General features: G+C 35.6%; 21 protein-coding genes and 1 pseudogene. 14 read left to right on the forward strand and 8 right to left on the reverse strand.

Annotation, left to right across the window (positions count from 1 at the left end; genetic code table 11):
* Window positions 1-63 precede the first annotated feature (63 nt).
* The 4 genes from IGI46_RS23115 to IGI46_RS23130 form a co-directional block, all read right to left on the reverse strand.
* Entirely contained in the window at window positions 64-1,257 is a 1,194-nt protein-coding gene (locus IGI46_RS23115) for an ATP-binding protein (RefSeq protein WP_429965529.1), read from the reverse strand.
* Between the two features lie 247 nt (window positions 1,258-1,504).
* On the reverse strand, window positions 1,505-1,879 hold the full coding sequence (locus IGI46_RS23120; RefSeq protein ID WP_429974360.1) for a hypothetical protein: 375 nt from the start codon (window positions 1,877-1,879) through the stop codon (window positions 1,505-1,507).
* Window positions 1,880-2,039: 160 nt separating this feature from the next.
* The gene (locus IGI46_RS23125) at window positions 2,040-2,792 is read right to left on the reverse strand and encodes a winged helix-turn-helix domain-containing protein (RefSeq protein WP_429965528.1); all 753 of its coding nucleotides are present in this window, start codon (window positions 2,790-2,792) and stop codon (window positions 2,040-2,042) included.
* Between the two features lie 672 nt (window positions 2,793-3,464).
* Window positions 3,465-4,028 carry a TetR-like C-terminal domain-containing protein gene (locus tag IGI46_RS23130; protein WP_429965527.1) on the reverse strand — a complete coding sequence of 188 codons (564 nt, stop codon included), beginning with the start codon at window positions 4,026-4,028 and terminating at the stop codon, window positions 3,465-3,467.
* A 173-nt stretch (window positions 4,029-4,201) separates the two neighbouring features.
* Here IGI46_RS23130 and IGI46_RS23135 point away from each other — a divergent pair, with 173 nt between their 5' ends.
* The 6 genes from IGI46_RS23135 to IGI46_RS23160 all read left to right on the forward strand — a co-directional run bounded on the left by IGI46_RS23135 (window position 4,202) and on the right by IGI46_RS23160 (window position 10,533).
* Entirely contained in the window at window positions 4,202-4,906 is a 705-nt protein-coding gene (locus tag IGI46_RS23135) for an ABC transporter ATP-binding protein (protein WP_429974462.1), read from the forward strand.
* Window positions 4,903-5,994: an ABC transporter permease gene (locus IGI46_RS23140; protein ID WP_429974361.1), complete on the forward strand. Its 1,092-nt coding sequence runs from the start codon at window positions 4,903-4,905 to the stop codon at window positions 5,992-5,994. Before IGI46_RS23135 ends, IGI46_RS23140 begins: the two co-directional genes overlap by 4 nt.
* 425 nt (window positions 5,995-6,419) lie before the next feature.
* Complete coding sequence (locus IGI46_RS23145) at window positions 6,420-7,679, forward strand: M20 family metallo-hydrolase (RefSeq protein WP_429965525.1); 1,260 nt, start codon at window positions 6,420-6,422, stop codon at window positions 7,677-7,679.
* 24 nt (window positions 7,680-7,703) lie between these two features.
* Window positions 7,704-7,886, forward strand: a complete 183-nt coding sequence (locus IGI46_RS23150) for a hypothetical protein (RefSeq protein WP_429965524.1) — start codon at window positions 7,704-7,706, stop codon at window positions 7,884-7,886.
* Between the two features lie 77 nt (window positions 7,887-7,963).
* Window positions 7,964-8,737, forward strand: a complete 774-nt coding sequence (locus IGI46_RS23155) for a MurR/RpiR family transcriptional regulator (protein ID WP_207702958.1) — start codon at window positions 7,964-7,966, stop codon at window positions 8,735-8,737.
* A 200-nt stretch (window positions 8,738-8,937) separates the two neighbouring features.
* Window positions 8,938-10,533 carry a PTS transporter subunit EIIC gene (locus IGI46_RS23160; RefSeq protein ID WP_429965523.1) on the forward strand — a complete coding sequence of 532 codons (1,596 nt, stop codon included), beginning with the start codon at window positions 8,938-8,940 and terminating at the stop codon, window positions 10,531-10,533.
* Between the two features lie 335 nt (window positions 10,534-10,868).
* On the opposite strand, the gene spx is transcribed toward IGI46_RS23160, so the two are convergent.
* Entirely contained in the window at window positions 10,869-11,321 is a 453-nt protein-coding gene (gene spx, locus IGI46_RS23165; RefSeq protein WP_429965522.1) for a transcriptional regulator Spx, read from the reverse strand.
* A gap of 457 nt (window positions 11,322-11,778) precedes the next feature.
* Window positions 11,779-12,732, reverse strand: a complete 954-nt coding sequence (locus tag IGI46_RS23170; RefSeq protein ID WP_429974362.1) for a DUF4822 domain-containing protein — start codon at window positions 12,730-12,732, stop codon at window positions 11,779-11,781.
* Between the two features lie 311 nt (window positions 12,733-13,043).
* Between IGI46_RS23170 and IGI46_RS23175 the strand changes: the two genes are divergently transcribed.
* The 7 genes and pseudogenes from IGI46_RS23175 (at window position 13,044) to IGI46_RS23205 (ending at window position 19,790) form a co-directional block, all read left to right on the forward strand.
* A complete protein-coding gene (locus tag IGI46_RS23175) occupies window positions 13,044-14,387 on the forward strand; it encodes a sensor histidine kinase (RefSeq protein WP_429966079.1) in 1,344 nt (447 codons plus the stop codon).
* A pseudogene (locus IGI46_RS23180) lies at window positions 14,387-15,079 on the forward strand (response regulator transcription factor). The gene IGI46_RS23175 and the pseudogene IGI46_RS23180 overlap by 1 nt, the downstream one beginning before the upstream one ends.
* Before the next feature lie 933 nt (window positions 15,080-16,012).
* The gene (locus IGI46_RS23185; protein WP_429974363.1) at window positions 16,013-17,524 is read left to right on the forward strand and encodes an LPXTG cell wall anchor domain-containing protein; all 1,512 of its coding nucleotides are present in this window, start codon (window positions 16,013-16,015) and stop codon (window positions 17,522-17,524) included.
* An 804-nt stretch (window positions 17,525-18,328) separates the two neighbouring features.
* Complete coding sequence (locus IGI46_RS23190) at window positions 18,329-18,634, forward strand: type II toxin-antitoxin system RelB/DinJ family antitoxin (RefSeq protein WP_429965519.1); 306 nt, start codon at window positions 18,329-18,331, stop codon at window positions 18,632-18,634.
* Window positions 18,627-18,935 (forward strand): type II toxin-antitoxin system RelE/ParE family toxin, encoded by a 309-nt coding sequence (locus IGI46_RS23195; protein ID WP_429974364.1) that lies wholly within the window; start codon window positions 18,627-18,629, stop codon window positions 18,933-18,935. The genes IGI46_RS23190 and IGI46_RS23195 overlap by 8 nt, the downstream gene beginning before the upstream one ends.
* 281 nt (window positions 18,936-19,216) lie before the next feature.
* The gene (locus tag IGI46_RS23200; protein WP_429965517.1) at window positions 19,217-19,501 is read left to right on the forward strand and encodes a DUF6287 domain-containing protein; all 285 of its coding nucleotides are present in this window, start codon (window positions 19,217-19,219) and stop codon (window positions 19,499-19,501) included.
* A gap of 121 nt (window positions 19,502-19,622) precedes the next feature.
* Window positions 19,623-19,790, forward strand: a complete 168-nt coding sequence (locus IGI46_RS23205; protein WP_429974365.1) for a hypothetical protein — start codon at window positions 19,623-19,625, stop codon at window positions 19,788-19,790.
* A gap of 305 nt (window positions 19,791-20,095) precedes the next feature.
* On the opposite strand, the gene IGI46_RS23210 is transcribed toward IGI46_RS23205, so the two are convergent.
* Entirely contained in the window at window positions 20,096-21,169 is a 1,074-nt protein-coding gene (locus IGI46_RS23210) for a viroplasmin family protein (RefSeq protein WP_429974366.1), read from the reverse strand.
* A gap of 247 nt (window positions 21,170-21,416) precedes the next feature.
* On the opposite strand from IGI46_RS23210, the gene IGI46_RS23215 reads away from it, so the two are divergent.
* Complete coding sequence (locus IGI46_RS23215) at window positions 21,417-21,545, forward strand: hypothetical protein (protein WP_429965514.1); 129 nt, start codon at window positions 21,417-21,419, stop codon at window positions 21,543-21,545.
* 716 nt (window positions 21,546-22,261) lie between these two features.
* Here IGI46_RS23215 and IGI46_RS23220 read toward each other — a convergent pair.
* Window positions 22,262-23,140, reverse strand: a complete 879-nt coding sequence (locus IGI46_RS23220; RefSeq protein ID WP_429965513.1) for a LysR family transcriptional regulator — start codon at window positions 23,138-23,140, stop codon at window positions 22,262-22,264.
* Window positions 23,141-23,271 lie beyond the last annotated feature (131 nt).

The following is a 23,271-nucleotide window of genomic DNA, read 5'->3' on the forward strand; positions in this document are numbered from 1 at the left end:
AGCTTCTATATACAGATGATGAAAAAGTGTCAATAAGATAGTCATTTTAACGACACTTTTTCATCATTCAGCAAGTAGCCAGTCAACAATATAAATAATCGGAATCCCATCCACCTGCTCAACCTCAGAGTAGCGGCCAGTGATGACTATTTTTTTGTAGTTATCTTTTATATGAAGTAAATTATCCGTCTCGTGCTGATTATCGGGTAATTCGTAAGTGATTTGGACGTAAAGGGTTTCATCCAATTTTCTGGCGACAAAGTCAATTTCTTTTTTACTCAGCTTACCGACATCAACGGTGTATCCTCTACGTAATAATTCAATGTAAACAATATTTTCTAAGCGATTACTGTAGTTTCCATCTTTTCTCCCTACAGCATTTCTTCTTAAACCAGCATCCACAATAAAGTATTTGCCATTTGTTCTTAAATACTCTCTGCCACGAATGTCATATTGTTTAGCCTGGTAAAACAGATAACCGTTCTCCAATAAATCCAAATAGCGATTAACTGTATGATTAGTGGTTTCGATGCCTTCGCTTTTCAACGTATTGACAATTTTTGACGCATTGACCAATTGTCCAACATTATCGGCTAAGAAACGAATGAGTGATTTTAAAACAGCGGGGTCTTTCACACCTGCTCGTAAAGCGACGTCGTTCAAAACAATCGTATCGAAAATCCCCGCTAAGATGGTATCCTTGATTGACTCCTCAGCGATGACCACGTTGGGAAAACCACTATATTTCTCATACTCATTATAAGCACTATCTACTTTACGAGAAGCTAGATCAATATTTTTTGCTCGTAAAAATTCTTGAAAAGAGAAAGGATACAGAGGGATTTCAATATAACGTCCATTTAAAAGAGTAGCCAATTCACCTGAAAGCATGTTTGCATTAGAGCCTGTGATCACAATATCACTATTAAAGCTGACACGAAGACCGTTGACTACCCGTTGCCAACCATCAACGACTTGAATTTCATCAAATAGAAAATAGATTCTCTGATCATCCTTAGGTAATAATCCGCTAATTGTATTGCGAAATTTTTCTTCGGTAGTGACGGTTTGATACGCAAAGCTTTCTAAATTTATATAAATGATATGATCTTCAGGAACCCCTTCTTGTAATAAATACTCCCTAAAAAGCATCAGTAAAACAGACTTTCCAGCACGTCGTACACCCGTAATGACTTTGATAAAATCAGTATTCTCAAATTGAATGAGTTGTTGAAGATATTCTGGTCGCTGAAACATGAGCAGTCCTCTTTGAAGTAAACTTCCAATTTCGTTTAAAATTAATAGAATTTGAAGTAAAACTAAATTTGTGCCTGATGAACTATCTCATCAAATAAAATCAAATCAAAGCTTACTATTTTATTTCACCTCTCGATAAACGTTGATATAAAGCTTTTTCTCAAGAGGTGAAATAAATTGACTACTATTTTAAAAATTTACGTACTTTGCAAACTTAATAGCCGCTTCTCCTTCTAATGGAATCATTTTAACGGTAACGGGTAAATTGTCGTGTAAATAAGCAGTGATTCCTAACTGTAACGAAGTATTTTTTTTCAATATTAAAATGAAGGTCTACATCATCGGGGTCGATTGACCTTTCGTGAAAATCATCACGTAATTCAATGCCGTTTTGAAAGAATTTATATTTAACGAGCGAACCCATAAAAGATCTTTTGTTATATAAAGAAGAATCATTTCTCCAATCAAATTGGAAATTCATTGTTGTACCTTCTACTTTTACATATAAAGGCTTTAAGTTAGCACGGTCAAATTGAAAATCGCCAAAAGAAGTAAGATCAATTTTTGTATCTATTTTCTTTTCGCTTTCTTGTACTGATGATTCTTTAAAAAGATTTTGCAAATGGATTGAAGGGCCGATAGTTACAAAGAAGCTTAATACATATACGGCAATAGATGAAATAAAAACTTCTTATTATATTTTGTTTTTCCATAGTAGAATATGCTTACTAGTCCGCTTAAAAATATTCATGGTCTTTCTCCTCCAATGAATTTATTTTACGTCATACGTTTTTCTGTAAAGACATTTCTTGTTCTTCCGTTAGCCAACATTGATAAAATTCCTCATTTAATTCATAGCCTTTTCCCCATACGGTAGTAATGACATCATAAGGAAGGCCACATTGTTTAAATTTATTTCTAATTTTTTGGATTAAGCAGGACAACTGACTCAAATTAGAATTAGTAATACCATCGTTCCATAAATAATCACACAAATCTTTTCGTGACAAAATAGTTTCTTGATTTTGTGCCCATAGTAAACGGTCGAATATATTTTTCTGAGATTTAGTAAAATTCATATAAACACTTCTTAAATTTCCAGCGTGTAAAGGTATAACATGTTTTGTAGAAAAGCTTTTAAAATGATCCTTATTACCTATCTTTTCCTCCAATATAATAGCGGCTTCCGCTAATCCTTCCCTTAATTCTTTTACAGAAGGGAGTTTGTTAATCCAATGAAGGATGCCATTTTCTTTCCACATTCTCTTTTCATCGGGAGAAGGAGATTCACCAGCCCGAATAACGACCAATCCATAAGAATTCAAAGTAGGTAAAATATTTACGACTTCATTGTCGCTTATAGTTTCGCTGATAATCACTATTTTAAAATAAGAAATTACAGGCAAAATTTTACCATCTTCTAAAGGTTGAATAAGGTGAGCTGAACATAACACTTCATAGTTTAAATAATGAAGTTGCTGAATTAATGATTCCTCAGATAAAACATTTCTAGTTAAAATTAATACGTGTTTCATAAGGGGGCACCTCTATTTTAAATTTTTAGACTTTCCATATAATTATTGTTTTACCTTAATATGAAATGGATGTTTTGTTCATCGAGCTGTTTTTTTGCATCTTTAAAAACTTTTTCTTTTCTTGAAGGTTCAAGTGTTTGATAGATTTAATCTAATGGTAAGTTTGTAATTTTATATGCCGAAAGGCAATATACTTTTTGGAATAACGGTATAACTATTAATATAAATTTGCTTTTAGCTGTTTTTCAGCATAGATAAGATTTTTTTCGTGAGGGTTCTAATTTGAAGTAAAATAGTTTCCTATAGATGAATTATGGTTTTATCATCTGAAACATTTTAAAACGTTTCAGATGATAAAATCCTCTAAAAAACCTCTTTTTTTCTTAAAAGCAGCATGTGGGAACAAATGATTCAATTTAAATAAATTTCGTTTAGTGTTAGTTGTTTAATCGGTTGTATTTTTTCGTTGAGTTGTTACTTTGCGGCTTTAAAAACTTTTTCTTTTCTTGATGGTAAGCTTGTAATTTTATATGTTGAAGGGCAATGGTGGATGTAGTTTTTTTTGAATACTTTTGAATACCAAAAGATCGTTAAACGTTGCGAGTGATTGTGAGAGGTATTAGTCGCAAATGCTTTTAAACCATTTTTTTGTGAAAAGTCCTGACTTCTTTATTATGTGAATTCAAAGCTTACTATTTTATTCATGATTTGCACAAGGTCTTCTGGCGATTCTTTTTGACCAGTGTTAATCCATTCCTGCAAAACGCCTAATATTGCATTGCTTAAAAAGGTCACTAAATAATGCTTTTCTGTCTCGGTATCCAGTTGGATATTAATGTGGGCAATTATATTTTTCAGAGCATTCTTTTTCAATAATTGCTTCACTTGATTCTGAATTTCTGGTGACCCATGATCAGAAATTAGAAGGGCTAATAGTTCTCCATCATTTTTCAGGTAGTTAAGCATATGCAACATCAAGTCATTCCTTTTGATCGTACTTTGTGAAGCTGTTTGAATGATTTTATTGGCGTGAGCCAGTAGCTCCAGCTGATGTTTTTCAGCTAAATCATACTTATCAAGGTAATGTAGATAAAATCCGCTGCGGCTTATTTCGGCATATTCACAAATATCCTTAACGGTTATCTGATCAAAGTTTTTTTCCTTTAGTAAGCGAACCATAGCTGCTGTAATCCGCTGTTTGGTACGATAATAACGGATATCTTTTTCTTGTTTCATTAAAGAGCACCTCAGTTAGTAATCAATTTTTGACAAGTGTCCATTAAGTCAGTAAATGTCTTGTAGTTTTTTAAAATCATTCTATACTACAAAGAGTACAAGATAATACACACGATGTCCATTAAAATGAGGAGGGATTACACGTGGGGAAAAACACTCAAATCGCTGCAAAGATGACTCAAGCATCCATATCATTTAATCAACGTAAAATATTAGATAACGTTAATATTAAGCTTGATTCTGGTTGTATATTAGGATTAATCGGTCCCAGTGGAGCAGGAAAATCAACGACGATTAAATGCTTAATGGGAATGGAAAAACTAGATCAAGGAACAGCAGAAATTTTCGGAACAACGATGCCAAATCGTCAGATTTTAGGCCGGATCGGATACATGGGACAAAGTGATGCTTTGTATGAGGATCTGACTGCAAAAGAAAATTTAGTCTTTTTCGGTAACCTGATGGGTCTGAAGAAAAAGGAGCTAGACCAGGCAATTGATACAAACATAAACCTCGTTAACTTGACTCAGTTCATAAATCAACCCGTGAAAACCTACTCAGGAGGAATGAAGCGTCGACTTTCCTTAGCGATTACATTATTAGCTAATCCTGATTTGATTGTGCTGGATGAGCCAACTGTTGGGATCGATCCGAGTCTGCGAGTGACTATTTGGGAGCAGCTGCAGACTTTGGCTGCTATGGAAAAGGCAATCATTGTAACGACTCATGTAATGGATGAGGCAGAAAAATGTGATTACGTTGGATTGATCATCGAGGGGCAGCTCTTTGCTTTAGGAACGCCTAATGAATTAAAGAAAAAATTTGATGCAGACAGTATCGAAGAAGTCTTCTTAAAAGCAGAGGTGAATGCAAAATGATTCGATACAAAGCAATGTTGACTCGTGTGGTGAAGGAGCTGACTCGAGATAAGCGTACCTTGGCGTTAATGCTTATCGCACCGATAATCGTTTTGAGTCTTATGAATGTCGTCTTTGATACAAATGCAGAAACCCACGTTAAAATTGGGGTCGATGAGACGGTGCCGGCTGCTCTAACCGACAATTTTCCAACGGACGAAGTAAAAGTGAAAAGGTACCGTGATGCAAAAGATAGTGAGGATAAAATGTTGACCGACAATTTAGATGCATTTGTCACACTAAAAGGCTCTACCTTTCATATTTTGTATCAAAATGAGGACTCTAGCAATACAGCGAAAGTGAAAGCACTGTTCCAAAATATCATTACTACAAGTAAACTGAAGAAACTGAGTGTAGATTTGCAGAAGCTGGCAATGCAAACGGGGCAAAAAGTACATGTTGAAAACTTCTCAATCAAAAATACCTATGTATATGGTGATGCGGACAGTTCCTTTTTTGATAAAATATTTCCGATTCTAATTGGCTTCTTTGTTTTCTTTTTCGTTTTTCTGATTTCAGGAATTGCTCTGTTACGGGAACGAACTACTGGAACTTTAGAACGTTTGCTTGCGACACCTATTAAGCGGAGCGAGATTGTTATGGGGTATTTAACAGGCTATGGGATATTTGCTATCCTGCAGACACTCATTATCGTTTTCTTTTCCATCTATATTTTGGATTTACAAATAGCCGGGAATCTGCTGTGGGTTATCATAACCAATAGTTTGATCGCACTGACAGCATTATCTATGGGGATTTTTGTTTCGACCTTTGCCAACTCAGAATTCCAAATGATTCAGTTTATTCCTTTAGTTGTTATTCCTCAGGTTTTCTTTTCTGGCCTGATTCCATTAGATAGTATGGCAGATTGGGTCCGGTATATTTCCTACATTTTCCCCTTAAGTTATGGAGGAGAAGCTTTAACGAATGTAATGATCAAAGGGCAGGGCTGGTCAGCCATTTCCTTTGATTTAGGGGTGCTAGTTCTCTTTGTTGTCGGATTTACATTGTTAAATATTGTTGGGTTACGGCGGTATAGAAAAGTGTGAAGCAACTTTTTTTCACTCTGACATCTTTCGCGACAAGCTTGATTTTCAACAGCAAAAAGAGAACTGCTCGATTTTCATTGTGAGCAGTTCTCTTTTTATAAGTAAAAAATGAGAAAAAAGAACAAATCCGACACTGGATAAGCTTTTTGCCAAATGATGCACCCAATTTCTGTGACAACCAACGGATGGGGTGTTTTATGTATACTCTCAAAAATTCTAGCAGAAAAAGCAGTTAATTTTCGATCTTAATAGACTATAGAAACTCAAAAATTTAAGTTGAGGACCAGTTGTAACTTTTAATGATTAATCAATCAGACTGCGAAGAAATATTCTCAAAGTGAATAGAGCGTCATTTTTTTGCCAAGCAATTGTAGCGGTTTATTCTTGGTGTTACGATACAAGCGAAAAGAATGGAGGAGGCTCGAATGAAAACGAATTTTGAGAGAATAAAAAGCGATATTGAAAACTTGGCAAAATATAATGCGACCCCAGAACTAGGTATTACACGATCAGCTTATTCAACAGAAGATCGTCAAGCGAGAAATTACCTAATCGATGAAATGGAGAAGCTAGGTCTGGAGATTTGGGAGGATGGGTTTTCCACCTTGTTTGGAAGACGACCAGGTAAAAAAACTGAAGCTCCGGCGGTGATGATTGGTTCACATTATGATTCAGTCGTAAACGGTGGACAGTTTGATGGTACTGCTGGAGTTGTTACGGCACTGGAAACGATGCGAGTCCTTGAAGAAATTAATTTTGAAAATGAATACCCGATCGATCTCATTTTAATGAATGCAGAAGAAGGTGAGACCTTTGGACCAAGTACTGGGGTTTCAAATTCACGAGCAATGATGGGGACTTTAACTATGAAGGAATTAGAAACGGTTAAGAATCGTCATGGTCAGACGAAATTAGCAGCATTGCGAAACTACGGTGTTGAGCCTGATTTGGAAAAAGCTAAACGAGATCCCAAAACCATTAAAAATTTTATTGAACTGCATATTGAACAAGGTCCTATATTAGAAGATGAGGGGAAAGATATTGGATTGGTTGAATTTATTCCAGGAATTGGCCGCTTTAAAGTACGCTTTTATGGTGAGACTGAAGATTCTACAGCACCGATGACTACTCGCAAAGATGCTTTAGTTGCAGCTGCTCGTTTTGTCTTATTCATGAATAATTGGATGTTATCTTTGGGAGATAATATTGCAGGTACTGTTGGAAAATTGAACATTGAGCCAAACTCTAATCAGTTTGTTCCTCACTTTGTCGAAGCACTTGTGGAGATTCGAACGTTTGATACAAAAACCATCACACCAGCTGAGGTAAAGGATAGTATGTCGAAAGAGTTGGTCGAGATTCAAAAGGATACAGGGGTGCGTTGTGAACTTGAGGAAATGGCCCGAATCGGTTACAGCAACCCAACAGAACCAAGTGTGATGGATCAAAGAAATGTAGAAAAAATGAAAGAGATTTGTCATCGATTGGATTATACGTATCGTATTATTAATAATGGGACTGGCCATGATGCTATGATAATGGCGGATTTTGTTCCAACTAATATGATCTACATTCCTTCAAAAAATGGCGTTACTCATCATCCTGATGAATGGACAGATCTTGAAGATGTTCAAAAAGGTGCCGATGTTCTACTGAATCTAGTGATGGCTATTGCGATGGAATAGGAGGCGGTTCATGGGAGTCTTCAAGTGTTAGTTAAGGAAAACCAACAGGTATTTGTTGGAAAGCCATTGCTTGTTTTTGATGCAGAACAGATTCAAGCAGGGAAGCTTTCCGATACGATAATGAGTTTGTTCCCTGAAGAGAAAGAATTCATTTTAGAATTTACGGAACATGAAGTAAAAAGTGGGAAACTGTTATTAAAAGTATAAAATAAACTTATCAAAGCTGTACTTTCGTATTACAATGAAAGTACAGCTTTTAATTTTTTTAGAGGAGGTCTGGGGATATGACACTCGAACAACTGATTAATGAGCATCATGGGCTATTAAATGAAAATGATGAATATGTCTTAGGATTCATTACTCGTAATATGGAAAAAAGCATCAAACAAACTGTTTCAGAATTGGCTAGACAGGCGAATGTATCAGATTCAACAATTATTCGCTTAACAAAGAAATTAGGGTTTAAGGGGTATGGTGAATTCCGTTATTTTTTAAAAGAGGAATACGTACGCAACCAAAAGACAAGAGTGGATATGAGTGATTTATTTCAGCCCACTATCCTTTTGGAGGATGTTCAGGTAACGATTAAACTATTCGAGGATGATAAAAGTGTAGAAGATATTTATGAAGCCATTCGTCGTTCGAAAAGGATTTTTGCTTACGCAACAGGCCATGGACAACGAATGATGCTGAATGAATTTGCCCGATGCATGTGGAATCTAGGAATTTATATAATCATTGTTCCTGAAAAGAATGAATTGAAATTAATCTCAAATGATATTACTGATGAAGATTTGCTGTTTGTTGTCTCATTGTCTGGAAGATTAAATACGTTAGAAGAAATCGTCCGAAAAATTCAATTAAAAGGAACACAATTAATTTCTGTTACACGTTTTGGTCAGAATAAGCTAGCCAGTCTGGCGGATACCAGCTTGTATTATCAAGTCACGAACATTAATAATGTCAATGGATTGAACAATTCTTCTTTTTGTACCTTAAACCTTGCTTTGAGTCTACTCTATGAGGGGTACCTCAATTATCAAAAAATGAATAGCTGAGAGTTCTTCAGCTGTTTGAAGACACGTTTTCGTGTCTTTTTACTTTTGAATGACCATTCAAAAAAAGAACGAACAATCATCCGTTGAATACTGATTTTATAGCCTTCTATCATATTGTTAGCGCTTTTTCAGGGTGCTATACTCACCTTGTAACAGAGAGATAAACGTTTATGTCAATCTAGAAAAAGAAGGTGTTAATTGTGAGAACTTATGTCCAAAAGTTAGGTAAATCATTGATGGGCCCCTTATCAATCATCGTTGCTTCGGGGTTGTTGTTAGGTATTGTATCGATTTTACAGAATCCTACTCTGGTGGGGGAAGGATTTGCAAATGCAACGATTATTCAAGGCATTGTTGGAGGTGTCCAAACGGTTGTCGGGACCATGTTTGGATTATTACCAATTTTGTTCGCAATTTCAGTTGCGATAGGGATGTCACAGGAAGACAAAGAAATTGCAGCTTTCTCTGTAGTTATAGCTTTTATTTTATTCCATGTAGTCATTAACTATTTGTTGAAACTAAAGGGAATTGATGCTGACAATACAACAGTTGAGCACTTAATGGAAAACGGGATGAGTCAGATTCGTGCTGTTGAGACTTCGAATATGTATGAAACTATGTTGGGAACCTTTACTTATCGGATGGGGGTTTTTGGTGGGATTATTACCGGACTTTGGACTGCAATGATCCACAATCGCTACCATACCAAACAATTACCTACAGCATTTAGTTTCTTTAGTGGTAATCGTTTTGTTCCTATTATGATTATCTTGACCATTCCTATTGTATCAATCATTTCCTATTTTGTATGGCCATTTTTCAATACTGCCATTAATGCATTAGGTGGTTTGATTGGTAACTCTGGAGTTATTGGAACATTTTTGTATGGCTTTTCAGAACGATTGTTGATTCCGACGGGCCTCCACCACGTATTGAATCAATTGATTCGGTTCTCACCGATTGGCGGAACAGCTACGATTGATGGGGAAACTATTTCGGGTGCATTAACGATTTTCAATGCTGAACTAGCAGCTCCGGTCAAAGACATGGAAATTATGCGCAATGCTACACGTTTCCTGACACAAGGCACACATCCATTTATGGTATTTGGTTTGCCGGCAGCTTGCTATGCAATGTACAAAACATCTTATTTAACACAGCGACCTAAGATCAAAGGTATGCTGATTGCAGCAGCAGCTACTAGCTTTGTGACAGGGATTACTGAACCAATTGAATTCGCATTTATCTTTATTTCACCGATTTTATGGGTTTTCCACGCCTTTATGTCAGGTTTGTCATTCATGATCATGAACTTACTGGGTGTAGCTGTCGGAAATGCCGGCGGCGGGATGATTGATTTAGCTATTTTCGGTATTCTCCAAGGGACCTATACCCGGTGGTACTTAGTCGTAGCTTTAGGATTAGTTTACGCGGTAGTCTATTATTTCGTTTTCAAATATGTAATTGAGAGATTTGACATCAAAACGCCTGGTCGTTCAAAGGATGATGTTTTAGAAGATGCTGACGAAGAAGTGGCAGGTAGTGAGTTAGGAAGTTTAATTATGCAAGCACTAGGTGGATTCGATAATATTAAGGAGATTGATAACTGTATTTCTCGTTTGCGTTTGGTGTTAGAGGATACAAGTATTATAAATGAGCAGCGGCTAAAGAAAACCGGATCGATGGGCATTGTCAGAATTGATGAGAAGAACCTCCAGGTGGTTTATGGTGGAAAAGTAGAAAATGCGGCACGTTCTTTGAAGAACGAAATGAAATCAATAAAAAGGAATCAGTGAGAGTGATCCTTACTAGGTGAAAAATAGTGACAACAGGAAAATTCGCATTTTTTATTTTTCCTAGGTGAGTGTCACCAAACTGCATTATCTTGCAACGATATACCTTTGTTTACCTCCGAATTAATTGACGTTCTTATCATCAAGAAACAAAAATACTGCAAGGGTAGTGATATCGACTACCCTTGCAGTATTTTTGATTTTGTTCAGCCATATTTACCAATGCTTTAGATGTTGTTGGACATCTAGTTTGCAAATCGAATGAACTCTCACGAAGGTGAAAATGATTCAAGTTACTTTCGTTTTCCTTCATAGCCACTAATTCCATCTGTAATGAGCTACATCGTTTTTTCTTCCTTAAAAAGATCCAAGCTGCCTCTATTAAGATTTTCATCGTTTAAAAGAATTGTTAAAAATACTTTTTCAGTGGCTCGGCGTACTTTACGTGGGACAAATTGTTGAATCCCCTCTTTGTTGTAACCAAGCTGAAGCTTATTTTCGTCGAACATTATAGGATGTTTCAATAAATCAGGATAATCCTCCAGCAATTTAATCAACTCATTAAAGGACAAGTCTTCAAAGTCAATATTCAATTCTCTATAGGATTTCGAACGAATAGAAATAATGTCTTCTGTTCCGTTTTCTGTTTTGCTAAGAAGCTCTTTAAGCTCTTCACTGGTGAGGGGGTTATTGATAATGTTTCTTTCTTCAAATGGAATTCGATTCTCTAACAGCCAAGAACGGGCCTTTTTGCAAGAATCACAATATGAAGCTATATACAATGTAATCATGTCAGTGACACCCCTTTCTGCCTGTAGATAAACCATAGGAATAGAATAACATATCTTTTATAGAAATCCACCATGATCTGATTAAGGTTATCTAATTTTTTCAGGAAAGGAAGGGGGAGGTCACAAAATTCAAGGCTGTCTTCTAACTGTTTTCCGATTTTTTCAGTGATTCTGGGGTTCATTTTTTCTGACATCAGCAGCTGCATCTAGGGTTTAGGCGCAATGAGCAAAAGTTTCTGGAAGTTTGTCTGGGTACTTATCCTAGTTCTAAAGTAAAAATCTCAGACAAATACATCGTCTCATCCTCAGCAATCGCAATTCCATAAGCATCTTCACTTATCATTAAAGTTGATAGTCGTTCAACCTTTTTTTGTATTGCCTGTTTTCTATTTGTTTAACAAGTACTAAAAAGTAGCGCAATACTAGCAAATAGCAAACCTTTTAACTTCTCTCAATCTTAAAAAGTAAAGTCGGGTGATAAATCTCCGGTATAGGGTTTATGTTCAACAAAAACTTTGATCTCTTCTCCAGCTTTATCTTTTCCCATTCGAGTATAGGTAAATTGTTTATCATTTAGTTCAGTCAATTCCAGAACAGCACCATATTTGTTTTCACCTAACGAAACGTGGGCACGAACTTTATTATGATCTAATACTTTAAAATATCCGAAATCTCCGCGGCTTTTTCCCGAAGTTTTATCAAAGAACTCATATTTATTAGTCGCAGCGTCAAACTTAGCTAAACTAATAAACATTTGATTTTCAGCAGTGACATCATTACCGTCTTCATCTACTACTTTTGTACCATTCCATAATGTTTCACCTAATAATTGGTTACCATCTTCATTTGTAACAATTTTTCCTGTACTTGTGGTAAGTTTTTGAGGCTCATTTGTGAAGGCTAATTCTTTTTTCTCGTAGGGCACATGTTCAACAAAGACTTCGACTTCTTTGCCGTTTTGATCTTTGCCCATTCTTTTATAAGTAAATTTTTCATTCGTTACATCCGTCAAATCAACAACTGCTTGATAATTTTGCGAGGTTGAAATCAGAATGCGCTTTGCACCATCTGCTGTTATAAAGAATGTTCCTTCATCTCCGCGGCTTTCTCCGGTTTCTTTATCAAAAAACTCATAATGACCGGTTGTCCCATCATACTTCGCCAGTCCAATAAAATTAGCATTCTCCGCTGTTAAATCGTTATTGTCTTTGTCATATACACGTGTTCCTTGCCAATCCGTTTTTGCTAAAATAGTCGTTAGGTCATCCCCTTTAGTCGAATTTTTATTCTTTTCAGATGTAGTTGCTGTACTTTCAGTGACCTTTTTAGTAGAAGCTGAGTTACTGCATCCTGCTAATGTAACGCCGCCAACTGCTGCTAACGTTAACATTAAAATCAATTTCTTTTTCATAATTGTTCCCTCTTTCCTATTGGATGACCTTAGAATAGCATCCCTTCCTAAACTGCTTCTGTCTTAAATATGAACAAAAAATAAACTCTTTAGTGATTTAAAGGAAATCACTCGCCTTTCTCCACTTCTTTCGATACACTAAATTAGAAATTGAGAGTAAAGGAGGAAAAGCTGTGACGATCAAACGACGTTTTTTTATTTCTTATATAAGTGCCATTATTATTACATTAAGTGCTGTGCTGATCGTACTGTCTTTGGCTTTTTATATTACTTCAGGCACCGTTCCCAGTGTTCCGCAGGCATATAAAATGATGACGAAACAACGACCGTTGACTCAAACGGAAGAAGAGAGTTATATCACACTAGATAAATTGGTCAAACGCTCTCCTGAGCTGCTCACCCTTCCTATGAACAGTGAGTTATCAGAAGCCATTCATTCTATTGAAAACAAAGGCTTAGAAGTCGTCATCCGTAAAAATGCTTCCTTTCCATATTATTCAAAAGACCTGGTTGAAAAATCCTTGATTGTTCATAGCCCTGATTATGAAATGAATAATTTTATGCCGACAGGAACTTTAGACAATGCCGGTCGACTTTATCATTATGTTAAATCTGATTTTCAATATTTAGATGGAAGTAAGGGAAGCTTCATTATTTTAAAAAGAGAAAGCAACCTCTTTGAATTCATCACGCGATGGATCATTTGGGTAGTTATTGTGATTATCATCATTGCCTTTTTAGCTGCTTGGTATATCAATAAAAGATTAACAAAAACAACCATTGAACCGTTAGAAGATTTAGAAAAAGCGTCCAAAAAAATCAGTGATCCTACTCTGACGAATAATCCTTTTACCACAAAAGATGAGCAAAAATTATCATCTGAAGTAAAACAGTTACAAATTAGCTTTGAACAAATGTGGCAAGACTTACAAGAAGCCAATCAACAAAAAGAACTAGACGAAGATAGCCGAAAAGAATTGATTGCTAATATTTCTCACGATTTAAAAACACCAGTTACCTCTATTTTGGGTTATGTTGAGGGACTTTTAGATGGTGTTGCTAACACAAATGAAAAAAGGAACCACTATTTAAAGGTGATCCATGAAAAAAGCATCGCTTTAAATGAATTGATCGAAGAACTTTTCTTCTATTCAAAACTGGATTTAGATCAATCTCTTTATGAGCTGCGACTAACAAATTTTGTTTCATTCATTCAACCAATTTTAGAAGAATATCTCTGGGAGAAAGATATTGAGTTAACAACTGACATTCCAGATAAAAAATTACTGGTTAATATGGATGAAATTCAAATGAGACGTGTAATTACTAATTTAATCCAAAATAGCATAAAATTTGCTCATTCAGAAAAAGACGTATTAAAAATCTTTTTTAGTATTACCTATTCATCTACTGAATTGACTCTCACGATCACCGATAATGGGATCGGGGTTGCTGAAGAAGAACTCCCATACCTTTTTGATCGGTTTTATCGAACAGACAAGTCCCGGACCCCAACGATCAAAGGCAGCGGTTTGGGATTAAGTATCGCTAAACAAATTATTGAACACCATCAAGGAAGTATCTCCATAGACAGTAAGCACAAAACAGGCACGAGCGTAAAAATCCAATTACCTTTAATGAAGGAGGCTCACTAATTTTGCCACACATTTTGATCATAGAAGACGATCCTGATATCGCTGAACTTCAAAAAGACTATTTAGAGATCAATAATATGAATGTTTCGATTGAGCACGATGGGAAAATGGGGTTACAACTGTCTTTAGAAAAAAATTTTGATTTGATTATTTTAGATATCATGCTGCCTAGCATGAATGGCTTTGAAATTTGTAAAGCCATTCGTGAAAAGAAACAAACACCTTTGATCATTGTTTCAGCAAAAACGGAAGATATCGATAAAATTCGTGGACTTGGATTAGGGGCAGATGATTACATTATCAAACCATTTAGTCCTAATGAACTGGTTGCTAGAGTAAAAGCTCATATGAATCGTTATCAATTATTGAGCGGAAATACTTACCAGCCAAAAACAATCGAACGAGCAGATATTTCAATCAATATCGATGCCCATAAAGTTTATGTATTAGAAGAAGAAATTATTTTTACTAACAAAGAATTTCAGCTGCTATTGTTTTTGATGGAACATCCCAATCGAGTATGGAATAAAGAAGAATTATTCGAACGTATTTGGGATTTCGATGTTCTAAATACATAAGTATCGACGGTAACCGTTCATATCAAACGAATTCGTGAAAAATTGAGAAAAACTGAATTGTCTGAATTACCCATTGAAACACTATGGGGTAGCGGTTATCGCTTTAATGCATAAATTTTGTAAAGAGTAGGGAGCTTAGCAAAAAATCGCACTTCTGCGGCAATGAGGAAAAACTTACTTTAAAAAGGCGTTTTAACGAATAAGACAAGACCGTTTATTGAAACAAATAAATATAAACGATTCGCATAAATATATTGGAGTTGGTAAAACTTTCTTAGCACGTATTGGGATAGCTGCGATGAAAGAAATTCTACAATAATCTCCAAAGTATCAGCAGAAAGACAATTAAAGACTAGCAATGATATTCATGGGTAGGGTGTTAGGGTTAGTTGACTCGGAGAATTTATCGAATCGAACAATAGAGAAAAAGGGACATAGGTTGTCGAGTGATGTGTATGAGAGAATTGATCCAATTATGGCAGATGAAATAGATATACAAAAGCATAAGCATAAATATCGATATATCTGAATCAAAAAAATAGAAAAGTGAAAGCTCTCTTTGAGACTTCGCTCTTCTATTTTTTTCATTTTTAGCGTGTGCAACGTTTTGAAAAAGATAACTACTTTGTTATGAAGCATCTCTTTACATAAAAGGTGAAAGCTGGTAGCTGTTACCCGAAAGGCTAGAATCACTTCTCCCTGAAAGTCCAGATCCTATTTTAATCGAATGATGCTGAAAAGCTGACTCAGATCGGAAATGGTGGTTTTCTCGCCTCATAGAATACTGTATAGTTCGTGCTCGGAAATCACTTCTAGTCCTTGCAGCAAACAGTCAAAATGAATAGGAAACAGCCCAAAATAAGTTATGTCCTTCTATACGGATTTCAGAAAATTATTTTACTCTGCTTTAGGTATATAAGATTATCTGAAAATGTGTTTAAAATAAATTAAATGAACTTTTGATTAAGATAATATGTTATAATCTCTAAGGAACTTTACTTTAAGGTGCATAGTAAAGTCGAAATTAAGGAGAAAAGAAGGATAAAAATGAAAAAACTAGTCAATGGGGTCATCTTACTATTATTATCACTCTCAACAATATCAGTAGCAACAACTAAAGTAGAGGCTTTATCCAGTAGCCAAGGTGCGGTATTGTCGACACCAGAAACGAATTCAGAATTTGGTCATGTTCTTTATTTTCCAAATTCAGAATCTAGCAAAATCAATCGCTATTCATTAAATCGAGCGAGAAAATTTTACAGCTCAGATTTGAAGGCTTCCTGGACTACTCTTATTCCACAAGAGCAAGAAGGCTCACAAAAAATTGAAATGAATTCTTTTAAAATGACTTTAAGCTATAACGGCACAATGGCAACAAAGCAAGACTTTCTCGATCATGGCATTGCGTTTCATTTTTACATTACTAAAGATGGAACTAATTTTACTGAAATGACGGATCTTATGGTTCCTCAAGAAGGTTATTATCAAATTCCTGGTGAATTTATTGGCTATCGTTATGAAATGATAAAAACTAATCCAACGGCAACAATTGAAGATACGTTTCAGGTTGAAGCCAATTGTTTAGTTGATGTAGATTTAACCAAAATTACACAGGACCAGTTTGCTGGTCAAGCTGGATTAGAAAATTGGTTAGATTCAAAATCTCCGAATGAACAGCCAACGAGTAATTATCAAAATGTATTCGCCATTCAACCAACGATTAGCGGCCAGGTTAATTATCAACAGTTAGCAGCTGAAACGGATTCTCCAGTGTGGGATAGTTCAAATGCAATTGAAGGGATTACTGTTGATTTATTAGAAGATACGCCCACTGGTGAAAGAATTGCTGCGAGCACTTCAACGGATGCACAAGGGACATTTACCTTCTCTGCTTTATCTGGTAAAAACTTTAGTATTACTGATACGAACAACCAATTAAGCGTTCGTGTTCGTCCAAAAAGTTATAAGGGATGGCTGGTCCAAGACAATACACCGACAGCCAGCAAAAATTTAGTCGTAAATGTTGGCCGATTGTCTGACATCGCGCGCCAATCAGGAGCGTACGCTCTTGCAGAATCAAAAACAACTTGGCTTGCTCCTTTTGATGAAGTTTTAGAAGCAGGAAAAAATGCGACCAATAGTAAATTTATTTTAACCGATTTTGAAACAACCCCACCAACCACTGAACCAAGCACTACTGAACCAAGCACTACCGAACCAAGCACTACCGAACCAAGCACTACCGAACCAAGTACCACTGAACCAAGCACTACTGAACCAAGCACTACCGAACCAAGTACCACTGAACCGAGCACTACGGCGCCAAGTACTACTGAACCAAGCACAACGACATCTACTACTAGTACAACAGTAGGGATAGTAACCAATAAAAATAATACGAATAGAACTGGTGGATTAGGATCAAATAATTCAACCGATCAGAGAAAGCTGCCAGCAACAGGTAGCCAACAGTCGTTCTTATTTATTGGTTTAGGTAGTTTAGTTTTGCTCATTGCAGCTTCTCTTTTACTATTTGCTAACCATAAGAAGGTAGACTAATCGAAAAGACTTAACAATGAAGAACTCGGATTCCTATTTAATTCCTACTAGCAACTTTAACGAAAATAAGCGGCATACATTCTCTTGGTAAGTAACTCAAAAGCACTCTGTCATGAATCCTAACAACTGAGTTATTAAGGATTGCAGTTCTTTGTGACCTGATTTCACCAGAGCATTGAGAAGCCAGAAATACTTAAAAAATTAGTTACAATGAGTTTGCGAAATGCGGAGATTTCGAATGCTAGAAGCACAAAGAGGCTAAAAAATAAGTGAAAAGATGACTTCAAATTCTGAACAGAGAATCTGAGGTTATCTTTTTTCTAATTGAGCTAATTTCATAACCGAGTACCAGTATTTAGCACTGATATGGAACTAACTTAATTAGAAAATATTCGAAAACGGGTGTTGGTTAACTATCTGGTGTTTTTTTATTGCTGAAGACCATCGGGTGGTCAATATCGTTTTTATACATAACCGATTGAAAGAGGAAAGATAGACTACTGAGAGAGCCCACTCACTTTAGGAAAAAATTAGAAATTAGCGGATGATAAATTATATTGTATTCTATAGATCAGTATATTCTTATAGAAGATTGCCTCTATTTCTTAGTTTCGTAATGAGCTTACAAATTAATTCAGTTGATCTTTTTGCGGATTAACAGGATAGGACTTTTAGTTGTAATTGGTTTTGGTTTGTTGCTGAGATAGTTGGCAGTTAGTTGATAAAACAATGTTTCTATGTAGCTTTTGTATTTACATTGCTTCCTTTTAGATATACAATGAACGTACAAAGGATGTGGTATTTATGTCAATGACGACAATTAATTTTAAAGTTGAGGAAGAGGTAAAAGAAGAAGCACAGAAGATTTTTAAAGAAATGGGATTGAATATGACCACTGCATTTAATATGTTTCTTGTTAAAACAATTCAAGAAAGGCAACTACCATTTCAACCAACCGCAAATCGAAAAACAGAAATAGACTGGGAAATGCTCCCGCCAACTATACAAAATAAAATCGATGAGGCTCTTCTTGAATTGAACAATGAGAACAGCTACACGATTCAAGATTTAATGAAGAACAAAGAAAAACTGAGAGCGAAATATGAATGAGACCTATTCTGTCGAAATAAAGCAAACTGCATTGGATGATATGGAAGCTATCTACAGTTATATTGTCCGTAAGTTTAAAAGTATAGTAATAGCAGAACAACATTATGAGGCATTTATTCTTAGTATTCAAGGATTAGAGTATGACGCAGGTATGCGACCCATATACGTAGAAAGAAAAGGGATAGACATTTATCGAAAGTCTGTAAAGAATTACATGCTCCTCTACACAATCAGTAGTAGAAAAGTAATTGTATTGAGAGTACTGTATGAAAAAAGAAATGTTTATACCCACTTAAATTAAATTTAGACTTAGCAAAAGCGGGATTACTAATGTAAGGGAACCAATTTCTATCTTTTATAGCTCGATTTCAGCAGAGTATTGAGAAGCTAGATATGATTGAAAAAACTATAATTAGCTTGCGAAATGTGCAGAATTTAAGCAGCAATATGTTGGCAAAATATACTTTGGCAAATCAAAGTAAAAATAAAAACTATGCTACAATAAAAAATATAAAATAAGAACCAAAAAAATAGTTAGGATAAAAAAAGAAGCATATAAAATTTCTTTTGATAGCCTCTTTAATGGGAATAGCATTGGCAGGGTGTTCAAACAATTCATCCGATTCTGTAGAGTCTTCCAGAGAGACAAGCGATCAGTTGAGCTCCAGTTCAGTTATGGAAACTGCGACAATCAGCAGCGAAGTACCCAGCTCAGCTTCAACAGAATCTACCCCTACTACGACAACTAGTTCAGAGGAACAAATTGTTATAACTGGACTGTCAGAAGAAGCGATATTGAATAATGATTATTCTTCATTAAATGGAACCTGGACAAATTCAAATGGGCATGAGTTAACCATTCAATAATGGTTTAGTTACTTTATCTGGTGAAGGACTTGGAGGAGTAACTGAGTTTTCGCTGAGCAATCCACAGAAACAAAGCAATGTGATCTTTTTGTCATTTGAACCGGCTCCTGCACCAACTGGTATGAGCTTGATGATAGCTTCGAAGGGCACCACTCCGGAAGGCATCGAAGCAGACGGGACAGACTCAAATTATGATCGTATTATGATGGGAAACAATGGAGGTACGTTGTTGTTTGCTCCTAAGGAAAACGGCGGCATCCCAGATACAGCATATTATAGAGGGAAATAACACGCTAAATGATCAGCTCTTATCTTTACGAGTGCAGCGCAAACAGATTGTGCTGCATTCTTTTTTTGTTGCTAGAATTTTTACCTGTCAGATAATAGATATTCATAGCGACTTTATAAAAAACTAATGTAAAAGCTTACCTGTGTCTTTCTTTTTTTAGGATATTATATGTAAAACCTGCGTGGATTTTACAACTTTTCAATAGGATCGCAATCAGTTTCTTCAAAAAACACGGTCAATAATTCCCCATATACTATTTCTTGATTTATCAATCATAGAAGAGACAGGCATCCTATATGCAAGTATCAAAAGTTAAACGTTCTCAATGAATCAAAATCATCTAAACTATCTATAATATTTCTAGCTATTTTGTCAGCAACGATATTCCCAATGATTCCATTATGCGATTTTACATTCAAAAAATGAATATTCAATTCATAAGTATCAATGTTTTCAACAATTTGCTCTTGCACAGCAGTGGTCACGCCTCTAATTTTCATCTGATTTCTAGCCACTTTCTCCAAGTCATCAAAATCATATACTAAAATAAATTCTTTAAACTCATAAAGCCCGATAACCAATTTTAATGCAAATAGGAGTGCTTCTACTTCCCCATCAATATTGTTTTTTTTACTTACTTCGGCCTTTGCAAAAGTGGCAATCGTGGTACTTTTTTCGCATATCACAACAGAAGAACTGTACCGTTTTCGATGAGGAAAGTAAGAACCATCTACATAAATTACGGGTAACGACTTGCTTTCATAGGCTATAATCACTTCTTTATAAAGGCTATTTTTGTATTTACGAATAAATGCTGTACGCTCGTCGAACCATTTTTGTGCGTCTTCCCTGCTTTTGAAGTTATCTTTGCCCCAACTATTTTTTATTCCTTTCAAATTATTATCGAATTTTTTCTTATCTGTATAAATGCCTGCACGCTTGCCAATAACAATTGCGTGGTATTTTTTTTGATTCTTGGTGACTCTCTCAAGCCATTTTTTAGCTTGTCCTTTATTTTTGAAGCCCCCTTTAGCAATTACATCTCTCGAACCAGAACTATACTTCTGGTATTTAGTAATATCAGTATAGATACCTCTGCGTTTTCCTTTAGCTACGACATAGTATCTAGTCTTTTTAGGAGATTTCTTTTTGTCAGTTGCTTTTTCGACCTTTGACTGCTTAATCAGATTCGGTTCGGTAGTTTTAACAAGCTTGTAAGATCTTACAGCAAGCCACTCTTCAGCATCCGCCAATTGTCTAAATCCTCTACTAGAAGAACCACTATGACCTTTAATTCCAGCTTGATAGTCGTCAAAATTTGTGAATATCCGTCCGGTATTATCTGTATATTTAACTGAATAATAATTGTTTTTAGACACGTTATCCTCCTTGAGAAAATTTTTATCTAATTTTCATTATACCAGCAAGTTTATTCAACTGATCTATTTAAGTGAGACCTTGTGTTAAGAAGTTTGTACCCTGTGAGCTCTTAGAGGATTGTCCATTGTTGTGTTGCGTGAAGTTGAAATAGACCGACAGAAGAAGAGACCCGAGAGACACAACAGTAAGAATTAGTGACTGGATTCGTAAAAGCTGTACGCAGGAAGATCTGCAGGAAATTCTCCAATGAAATTAAGTGATTCCGGCAACGATTTGCCATTCTCCCAAAACCATGAAGAAGGACGGTGCGCTGTCTATTCTGTTGAACATCCGGTTTGCCCGTTAAGAAAAGTAGCTGCTGAAAATTTTGTTTGATCGGAAAGAAGAGATCGTGTCGCGACAAGAACTATGCATCCTTTTGTGGGGAGGAATGCTACGCCATCCAATTTGAGACAGCTTTCCAGTATTGTCAACCGGCTCAAAAGAAAGTTCGAGGAAAGAGAAAATGATTCTCACCTATTGGAGCAATGGGTATCAGCTTTCCACTAATTTTTATAAAAAGATGCCCGATCCGTTTCAAAAGATCATTGTCAACTGTTTCAGAAGATCAAAATAAGAAAACAACTAGGAAAGTAAAGTCACAGTACGAACTTTCACTTACCTAATTGTTTTTCTCTTATCGTGAACGAATCTATGAGTCTAATAATAGCCACTAAGACGGGCAATTACAACTTAAAAAACACACTCTACGCATGAAAAGGCAAAAGAAAATGATCCTTAAACGAAGTGATACACACCCATAGAATCAGCATAGGGATAAACAATATGTTAGATTTACCCAAAGAATAAATCTATAAACAGGGAAAAGGGACGTAATTCAATAAAATTACAACTGGTAAAAGCGTTCCTCAAAAGATCAATTACAGCTGATTTATTCAATTATCAAATATCGCAATCGCCAATGCCAACGCCTGATGCACTGTCATGGCGGAAATTCTTAGGATAAATATACCAGCATCACTTTTTTTAAGAGTTTAACCACTTTTTTAGACGAAATAAATAGTTTGAAGCTATTCTAATCTGTTAGGCATTCACCCTAATCTATTATCGAGCCAGATTTTTGCGAAGCCCTTAAAAATATCTGAGGCTGCAGAAGAATAGACCTCCGGGTTTCTTGCAATGACTAGGGAACGGTAATAGTGTTCCTTGATCGGTCGAATAGCGACAGTTACATGATTAGGTATGCTATCCAAGAAAAATTTTGAAAAGATACTGATGCCAAATCCTGCTTCAATAAGTTTTAAAGCCACCAATTCGTCGAATATTTCGAAAGTATATTGTGGTTCCAAACCAAGTGAATGGATAAAATTACCAATTTCAAAGTCAAATCTTTCGCCGGATAAAATGTATGTTTCTTCAACTATACGATTGATGGAAATAGTTGACTCTGTAACAAGTGGATGATCGCAGGGTAAGACCACGACAAACTCATCTTTTAGAAATACTTCACAAGAAAATTCTTCCATACCATACATAGAAGTAAAAGCAATATCAATTTCATTTCTATGTAATTTTGTATAAATCTCTTGCTGGTTGCCTGTAAAAATCTCAAATTTGATCTTTGGATATTTTGCTGTAAATTCTTTCAATATTTTTGGAAGGTAAGTCATTGCAAAGCTTATAAAACTTCCAATACGCACAGTTCCGATTTCCGATTGGGTCATAGAATCTGAGAGCTGTTGTAATTTTTGGTTTTCTTGATGAATAATTTCAAGCGATTTAATAACATCCTGTGCATTTGGTAAAAGCTGCACACCCGAATTTAAGCGTTTAAAAATCGGAAAGCCCATTTCACTTTCAAATGATTTAATTGTTTGACTAATTGCTGATTGACTATAGTTCAAATTTTTTGCGGCCTTGGAAATATTGCTTGTTCTTACAACTTCTAATATAACATCGTATTTCTCCATTTTGACCTCCAAATAGTAATCTTGTTGTTAACTAAAAAGTATGGGCCTTTTTCGATTTAATGTCAATTGCAGGTATTAATAAAAGTGATATCGGCCAACAGGATGCACGGTAAAGTCATGAGTAATTGTGA

This window comes from Enterococcus sp. AZ163 (assembly GCF_050498925.1).
Taxonomy (GTDB): domain Bacteria; phylum Bacillota; class Bacilli; order Lactobacillales; family Enterococcaceae; genus Enterococcus_A; species Enterococcus_A ferrettii.